8 protein-coding genes are annotated in these 6,764 nt (G+C 74.8%); 5 read left to right on the forward strand and 3 right to left on the reverse strand.

Annotation, left to right across the window (positions count from 1 at the left end; genetic code table 11):
- The 3 genes from Q0195_RS09620 to Q0195_RS09630 form a co-directional block, all read left to right on the forward strand.
- A partial coding sequence (locus tag Q0195_RS09620) for a 3-oxoacyl-[acyl-carrier-protein] synthase III C-terminal domain-containing protein (RefSeq protein ID WP_366518091.1) occupies positions 1-1,070 on the forward strand: 1,070 nt, incomplete at its 5' end.
- Positions 1,067-1,597: an isoprenylcysteine carboxyl methyltransferase family protein gene (locus Q0195_RS09625; protein ID WP_299277613.1), complete on the forward strand. Its 531-nt coding sequence runs from the start codon at positions 1,067-1,069 to the stop codon at positions 1,595-1,597. The genes Q0195_RS09620 and Q0195_RS09625, both read left to right, overlap by 4 nt.
- A gap of 1 nt (position 1,598) precedes the next feature.
- A complete protein-coding gene (locus Q0195_RS09630) occupies positions 1,599-2,618 on the forward strand; it encodes an NAD(P)/FAD-dependent oxidoreductase (protein WP_299277615.1) in 1,020 nt (339 codons plus the stop codon).
- Between the two features lie 34 nt (positions 2,619-2,652).
- Here the strand turns inward: Q0195_RS09630 and Q0195_RS09635 are convergent, their stop codons facing one another.
- Positions 2,653-2,823: a hypothetical protein gene (locus tag Q0195_RS09635; protein ID WP_299277617.1), complete on the reverse strand. Its 171-nt coding sequence runs from the start codon at positions 2,821-2,823 to the stop codon at positions 2,653-2,655.
- A 65-nt stretch (positions 2,824-2,888) separates the two neighbouring features.
- Entirely contained in the window at positions 2,889-3,413 is a 525-nt protein-coding gene (locus Q0195_RS09640; RefSeq protein WP_299277620.1) for a 2'-5' RNA ligase family protein, read from the reverse strand.
- An 83-nt stretch (positions 3,414-3,496) separates the two neighbouring features.
- Between Q0195_RS09640 and Q0195_RS09645 the strand changes: the two genes are divergently transcribed.
- Together Q0195_RS09645 and Q0195_RS09650 are read left to right on the forward strand one after the other, a co-directional pair.
- On the forward strand, positions 3,497-4,591 hold the full coding sequence (locus tag Q0195_RS09645; protein ID WP_299277623.1) for an alanine--glyoxylate aminotransferase family protein: 1,095 nt from the start codon (positions 3,497-3,499) through the stop codon (positions 4,589-4,591).
- A 270-nt stretch (positions 4,592-4,861) separates the two neighbouring features.
- Entirely contained in the window at positions 4,862-5,479 is a 618-nt protein-coding gene (locus Q0195_RS09650) for a hypothetical protein (protein WP_299277625.1), read from the forward strand.
- A gap of 304 nt (positions 5,480-5,783) precedes the next feature.
- Here Q0195_RS09650 and Q0195_RS09655 read toward each other — a convergent pair whose 3' ends face one another.
- The gene (locus Q0195_RS09655; RefSeq protein ID WP_299277628.1) at positions 5,784-6,443 is read right to left on the reverse strand and encodes an HNH endonuclease signature motif containing protein; all 660 of its coding nucleotides are present in this window, start codon (positions 6,441-6,443) and stop codon (positions 5,784-5,786) included.
- Positions 6,444-6,764: the final 321 nt, after the last annotated feature.

Below are 6,764 nucleotides of genomic sequence, written 5' to 3' on the forward strand. Positions count from 1 at the left end.
CCGTCGAGCCGGTACTGCCCGAGCACCGCTACTCCCAGGCCGAGCTCACCGATGCGCTCGTGCGCCTCATCGGGCTGGACGACAGCGGGGAGCGGCTCATCCGGCGCATCCACGCCGGCTGCGAGGTCGACCACCGGTACCTCGCCCTGCCCATCGAGCGGTATGCCGCGCTCACCGACTTCGGGCAGACCAACGACGCCTTCATCACCGCGGCGGTGGAGCTCGGCGCCCGCGCGCTCTCCACCGCGCTGGAGCGGGCACGGCTCGGGCCGCAGGACGTCGACATCGTCGTCTCGACGACGATCACCGGCCTGGCGGTCCCGTCGCTGGAGGCGCGGATCGCCGAGCGGGTCGGGCTGCGCTCCGACGTCGTGCGCCTGCCGCTCATCGGGCTGGGCTGCATGGGCGGCGCGGCGGGGACCGCCCGGGTCCACGACCTGCTCCGCGGGCGGCCCGACGCCGTGGCCGCGCTGGTGAGTGTCGAGCTGTGCTCGCTCACCGTCCAGCGCGGGGACTCCTCCGGGGCCAACCTCGTGGCGAGCGGGCTGTTCGGGGACGGCGGTGCCGCGGTCGTGGCGGTGGGGCAGGACCACCCCGCTGCCGACGGCGGGGGAGCGGGCGCCGCGTCGTCGGGGGCGCCGCGCGTCGTCGACTCGATGAGCCGCCTCTATGCGGGGACCGAGGCGGTCATGGGCTGGGACGTGCGGTCCACCGGCCTGCGGATCGTGCTCGGCGCCGAGGTCCCCGACCTCGTGAGGGAGAACGTCGGCCAGGACGTCGCCGCCTTCCTCGGTCGCCACGGCATGACGGTCGCGGACATCGGCTGGTGGGTGTGCCACCCGGGCGGTCCCAAGGTCATCGGCTCCCTCGCCGACACCCTGGGTCTGCCCCGCGAGGCGCTGGCGATCACGACGGAGTCGCTGCGCACGGTCGGCAACCTCTCCTCGGCGTCGGTGCTGCACATCCTGCGGACCGCCCTCGACGCCGGACCGGAGCCGGGCAGCTTCGGGCTCATGATGGCGATGGGGCCGGGCTTCAGTCTCGAGCTCGTGCTGCTGGAGGCACGATGACGTCGCAGGTGCTGTACACGGTCCTCCTCGGGGCGGTCGTCCTCGAGCGGTTCGCCGAGCTCGCCGTCGCCCGGCGCAACGCCCACTGGGCCTTCGCCCACGGCGGCCGGGAGACGGGCGGCGGCCACTACCCGGTGATGGTCGTCCTCCACACGGCGCTGCTGCTCGGCTGCCTGGCCGAGGTGTGGCTCGCCGACCGCCCCTTCGTCCCGGCGCTCGGCTGGGTGATGCTCGCCCTCGCACTCGGCTCGCAGGGGCTGCGCTGGTGGTGCATCCGCACCCTCGGACCACGGTGGAACACCCGGGTCATCGTCGTGCCCGGGATGCCGCTCGTCGACGGTGGCCCCTACCGGTGGTTGCGGCACCCGAACTACGTGGCCGTCGTGGTCGAGGGTGTCGCACTGCCGCTCGCGCACTCGGCCTGGCTCACCGCGCTCGTCTTCACCGCGGCGAACGCGTGGCTGCTCACCGTGCGCATCCGCACCGAGAACCGGGCCCTGGCGGACGCGGCACCCGCGAGGCGCTGACGTGGTGGTCGACCTCGTCGTCGCCGGCGGCGGGCCGGCCGGTCTGGCGACCGCCCTGCACGCTGTCGCCGCCGGGCTGACCGTGGTCGTGCGTGACCCGCGCGACGGCGTCGTCGACAAGGCGTGCGGTGAAGGTGTCATGCCGTCCGGGGTCGCCCACCTCGAGTGGCTCGGGGTGCGGCCCCGGGGCCGCGAGCTGGTCGGGATCCGCTACTGCGCGCCCGGCCGGCGGGCCGAGACTCGGTTCAGCGGCCGCCCGGGCCGCGGGGTGCGGCGCACCGAGCTGCACCGCGCGCTGCGCAGCGCCGTGCTCGACGCCGGGGTGGTGATCGAGCGGGGGCGGGTGCGGACCGTGACGCAGCAGCGCGGCGGCGTCGTCGTCGACGGAGAGCCGGCCGGGTACGTCGTCGTGGCCGACGGTCTGCACTCCCCGCTGCGGCGTGCGCTCGGCCTGGAGGCGCGGGCGCCCGGGCCGGTGCGCTACGGGCTGCGCCGGCACGTGCGCCTGGTGCCGTGGACGGACCACGTCGAGGTCCACTGGGCGGAGCACGCCGAGGCCTACGTGACGCCGGTGGCCGCCGACGAGGTGGGCATCGCGATCCTCACCTCCCGGCGGGCGCCGTACGACACCCACCTCACCGACTTCCCCGAGCTGCTCGCCCGGGTGGCCGGTGCCGAGCCTGCCTCGGACGTCCGTGGCGCCGGGCCGCTGCGCCAGGAGTCCCGGCGGCGGGTGGTGGGCCGGGCGCTGCTCGTCGGTGACGCCTCCGGCTACGTCGACGCGCTCACCGGGGAGGGGATCAGCCTCGCCCTCGCCCAGGCCGAGGCGGCCGTCGGGCACGTCGTCGCCGGTGACGTCGCCGGCTACGAGCGGGCGTGGCGGCGCATCGTGCGGCGGCACCGGCTGCTCACCCGCGCCCTGCTCGCCGTCGGCGGCTCACCGGCACGGCCGCTGCTGGTCCCGGCGGCCGAGCGGCTACCGCGGGTGTTCGCCGCGGCGGTCGATGCCGTCGGTGGGTGACGGGAGACCGCGCCTCGGGCGGTGCTGGGGGCCCTCAGCCCGGGCCGCGGCTGACAGACGGTGAGGGCCGCGGGCCGGTGGGGTCCGGACCGTCGTCGTCCCGGACGAGGAGCACAGCGACGGTGACCACGACGGCGAGCACGGCGAGCACCACGGTGAGGAGCAGCATCAGCCGGTAGTAGCCGTGCTCGGCCTGCTCGTCCACGGTGACCCTCCTGCCGGCTCTCGGCGACCCTCCCCCCGCCTCCCACCGCACGGTAGCGGGTGGGGTCACGGGACGGTGTCGAGCGGCCAGCGCTCCCCGGTGGCGCTGTCGACGAGCGCAGCGCGGTCGGCCTGCACGGTGAGCGGCAGCACCGCGTAGGCGACGTCGGCCACCACTGGCAGGTCCTGCAGCCGGGCCCGCGGGGCGATGCTGACGTGGGGCAGCCACCGGCCGGGGAGGTAGTGGCGGTGGAGGTCGGCGCCGGTGGCGGCGGCCGCGTCCGCGACGGCCTGCTGCCGCTCGACGAGCGCGGCCGACGCTGCCGGCACGAGCCACACCCTCCCGCGCGGTGCCGCCGCGACCGCGTTCAGGTGGACCGTGAGCGGGCCGCCGTCGGGGAGCGCCCCGACCCCCGCCCGGACCGCGGCGACGTCGAAGGAGCGCAGCACCGCGTAGGAGAGGTGAGGCACGTGACGGCCGTGGGTGTGGGACGTCATGCTGGGCACGCCGGCCTCCTCCACCCGGCGCCACAGCCCGCGCAGCGCACGCTCGTGGGCCGGGGCGAAGAGCAGGCAGACGGCGAGGGCCATGCAGCCAGTGTGTCGCCTCGGGCGCTGCCCGGTGGGGGCGTTCGGGTTTGTCTCAGGCAGCACCCGTGCAGTAGGCAGTGCCCATGACCCTCACCCTGACCACGCGGTACCTCCTCGGGCCGGGCCCGACCAACCCCTACCCGGAGGCGACGGTGGGCCTGTCCGCGCCGTTGCTCGGGCATCTCGACCCGGAGTTCATCCGGCTCATGGACGAGACGTGCGACATGCTCCGCGCGGTGTGGCAGACGGAGAGCTCGCGCACGCTGCCGCTCTCGGCGACCGGGTCGGCCGGGATGGAGGCGGCCTTCGTCAACACGGTGGGTGAGGGCGACGTCGTCGTGGTCGCCGTCAACGGGCTCTTCGGTGAGCGGATGTGCGAGGTCGCCCGCCGGTGCGGTGCCGAGGTGGTCCGGGTGGACCACGAGTGGGGCCGGCCGATCGACCCCGAGCGGGTGGCGGCGGCGCACCCGGCACCGAAGGTGATCGCCGCGGTCCACGCCGAGACCTCCACCGGCGTGCGCTCCGACATCGCCGCCCTCGGGCAGCTCAAGGGCGATGCGCTGCTCCTCGTCGACGCCGTCACGTCGATCGGCGGCACCGAGCTGCGGGCCGACGCGTGGGGGGTGGACGTCGCGTACGCGGGGTCGCAGAAGTGCCTCGGCACCCCGCCCGGGCTGGCCCCGTTCACGATCAACGAGCGTGCCTTCGCCCGGCGGGTGGAGACGCCGCGCTCGTGGTACCTCGACCTCGGGCTGCTCGGTGGGTACGTCGGCGGCGCCACGGGCGGTAAGCGGACCTATCACCACACCGCGCCGACGGCGATGGTGCTCAGCCTCCACGGCGCACTGCGCCGGATCCTCGACGAGGGGCTGCCCGCCGTGTGGGAGCGGCACACGCGTGCCGGTGAGCGGCTGCAGCAGGGGCTCCAGGAGATGGGGCTGGAGCTGTTCGCGCAGGAGGGCTACCGCCTGCCCCAGCTCACCACCGTCCGCGTGCCCGACGGTGTGGAGTCCGCCGCCGTGCGGGCCGAGCTGCTCGAGCGGTACGACATCGAGATCGGTGCAGGGGTGGGCCCCTACGCCGACACCGTGTGGCGGATCGGGCTCATGGGCCCGAACGCCGGTGACGACACCGTGGCCCTGGTCCTCGCCGCGCTCGGGGACGTCCTGGGTCGCTGAGAGGAGCGGTCGGCAGCGGCCGGTGGCGATCTGCGCTGCCGTGCCCCGCCGTGCCTGCAGGAGGGCTGAGGGAGAGTTCCTCGACGCGCCCGCAGGGCGGCTGAGGCGCACATCCAGCCGCGTTCGCCGGATGGCCGGGGCGTAGGACCAGCCAACGACTACCGGCCGCCTGTGTGCAGCGCCCCGCCGCGCCCCGCAGACAGTGCAGCCGTGCTCGCCGTACATCGCTCCGTAGGGTGGCCGGGACCGACCACCGTCGAAGGAGGGCCCATGACCCAGCCGGCACCGGCAGCCAACCTCGTCGAGCAGACCCCGGACGGCGGGCTCCGTACGCGACGAGCGGGTGGCGTCACGTGGGTGCTCGCGGGGCTTCCGGTGGTGCTCCTGGTGCCCCGAGCGCTTCTGGTGGACTCGCCCGCCGGCCGGGTGCTGGTGCTCCTGCTCGCGGCGGTGGTTGTCGGAGTGATCGTCACGGCCATCCTCCGGGTGGGCACCACGCTGTCCCCGGACGGCAGGCTCGTCTTCCGAGGCGTGGCGACGACAAGGACGCTGCACCTGTCCGGGATCGGCGACGCAGTCGTCATCGGCCTGCGGAACGGCGGCATGACCACGCTCAACCTCATCATCCGCGGACCCGACGGCAAGGTGCTGCACCGCGTGCAGGACGCGCCCGCGAACCCCACGGTGGCGAGCGTGTCCCAGGTGCTCGAGCTGGCCGGGATCCCCGTGGGGAAGGACCCTCGCGGGGTCATCCCCGCCGCCCACCTCGACAGGTTCCATCCCGGGGCCGGCCGGTGGTCCGACCGGTCGGGGGCCCTGGCGCTCATGATCGTCGGAGCGGTCGTCCTGATCGGGGTGCTGGTCGTCGTGCTGACGTTCCTCGGCTGACTGCACCGGCGTGACTCGTCCGAGTGTCGAACGGGGACGACCAGCCCTGCGCCACCGCAGCGTGTACGCCGGGAGAGGCGCGTGGCTCGCGGGCCGGACGGACCGCCTGCACGTTGCGGTGGACGACGAGCCCTGCGGCACCGCAACGTGCACGCCGGGAGAGGCGCGTGGCTCGCGGGTCGGACGGACCGCCTGCACTGCCCGTGCTGTGCGGCCCTGCCGACGTCCTGACGCGCTGGGACCGGCCACGGCTCCCACGCCGGGGGCCGGGCACCAGGCGGCCCGCATCGGTGCCTCCTCCGGCTCAGAACGGCGGTGGGCCGACCGCCCAGGAGCGGTCACGCGGGACCCGGACGACACGTCCGCCGCGCCGCCGGTGGTAGACGTGCCCCGTCGGGGTGGTCCACTCGAACTCACCCGCGCCCAGGTGACGTAGCCGGAAGCGGTCGCTGGTCTTGACGAGGTGGCCACGGGTGCACAGGTCACCCAGGTTGAGGAGAGCGGTGGTACCGCCCTGGCTCCACGCCTGGACGTGGTCGAGCTCGCAGGAACGTGCGGGGGAGGAGCAGCCGGGCTCGACGCAGGTGCCGTCACGGAGCCGGACGAGCTCGGCGAGGTCCGCCGGCGGGCGGTACCGGGAGCGACTGTGGTCGAGGATGATCCCGGTCAGGGGGTCGGTGACGAGTCGCTGCCACGTGCCGCCCAGGGCTGCGGCTCGCGCCACGGCGGGTGAGATCGGCCCGTATCCCTCGAGCTCGGCGACCTCGGCCGGTTCGCGTTCCAGGAACAAGATGATCGCGTCGTCGTCCGGCAGCCGAGCGAGCTCGGCCTGTGTCCGGTCCTGGTCGTCGCCGCCGGTGGGTGGAAGCCCGAGCTGGCGTGCGATGTCCGGCGGCAGCAGCACCGACAGCGGCACGGTGACCCGGACCTGGGTGCGGCGACCACCGATCTGCCCCACGGTCATGCACCACCGGGCGGGAACACCCGCCCCGGTGCCCGGCGACGGCAGTCCTGGTTCGTCCGGGTCGGACGTGGACGGTGCGGGACTGTCCGGTGTCCCGACCTGGGAACGCCGATCCGTGGACGCACCTGCCTGAGAGTGTGCGGTGGACAGAGCTGTCCCCTCGTCGGTGGGCGGTGCCGGTCCGGTCGCCGTGGCGGCCGGTGGCGTGACTCCGTCGTCTCCCATGTCGGCGCGGGACGGTTGTGCCGTCGCTGCCGCGGGTCCGGTCGGTGAAGGTGGGTGCTCGGGCGGAGCGGTCGGTGGAGGTGGGTGCTCGGGCGG

The sequence above is a fragment of the uncultured Georgenia sp. genome (assembly GCF_937958535.1).
Classification (GTDB): domain Bacteria; phylum Actinomycetota; class Actinomycetes; order Actinomycetales; family Actinomycetaceae; genus Oceanitalea.